Source organism: Sphingobacterium suaedae (genome assembly GCF_042684625.1).
GTDB classification, from domain to species: Bacteria; Bacteroidota; Bacteroidia; order Sphingobacteriales; family Sphingobacteriaceae; genus Sphingobacterium; species Sphingobacterium suaedae.
The window spans coordinates 1-690 of sequence record NZ_JBHULR010000014.1 but is presented as its reverse complement, the minus strand read 5'-3'; the positions used below and the strand labels follow the sequence as shown (position 1 = coordinate 690).

The 690-nt window shown below is 52.2% G+C and carries 1 rRNA gene; it reads left to right on the top strand.

Going from position 1 to position 690, the window contains the following annotated elements:
* Positions 1-566, top strand: a 23S ribosomal RNA gene (locus ACFSR5_RS15770); the annotation flags it as partial.
* Positions 567-690 lie beyond the last annotated feature (124 nt).

The window sequence follows — 690 nt, the reverse complement described above, 5'->3', positions numbered from 1 at the left end:
GGAGTGCAATGGCATAAGCTTGCTTGACTGTGAGACCTACAAGTCGACCAGGGTCGAAAGACGGACATAGTGATCCGGTGGTTCTGTATGGAAGGGCCATCGCTCAAAGGATAAAAGGTACTCTGGGGATAACAGGCTGATCTCCCCCAAGAGCTCATATCGACGGGGAGGTTTGGCACCTCGATGTCGGCTCGTCACATCCTGGGGCTGGAGAAGGTCCCAAGGGTTGGGCTGTTCGCCCATTAAAGTGGCACGCGAGCTGGGTTCAGAACGTCGCGAGACAGTTCGGTCCCTATCTGTTGTGGGCGCTGGAAGTTTGAGTGGATCTGACCTTAGTACGAGAGGACCGGGTTGGACAGACCGCTGGTGAACCTGTTATGCCGCCAGGTGTACGGCAGGGTAGCTACGTCTGGAATAGATAAGCGCTGAAAGCATCTAAGTGCGAAACTAGCCACGAGATGAGACTTCCTTATAGGGTCGTTGTAGATGACAACGTTGATAGGCCATAGGTGTAAAGGTTGAGAGACCAAAGCCGAGTGGTACTAATAGCCCGAAGCTTTCCACGCCGGAAGGATGCTGTTGTCTTCCTTATCCCTTCTTTCTTTCAATGCATGTCAATATCGGTCAGGGTTACCGATTGTTACCGATGTTATATCCAGCAGTTTGCGGGGTTGTTATCGGTGGCGGATT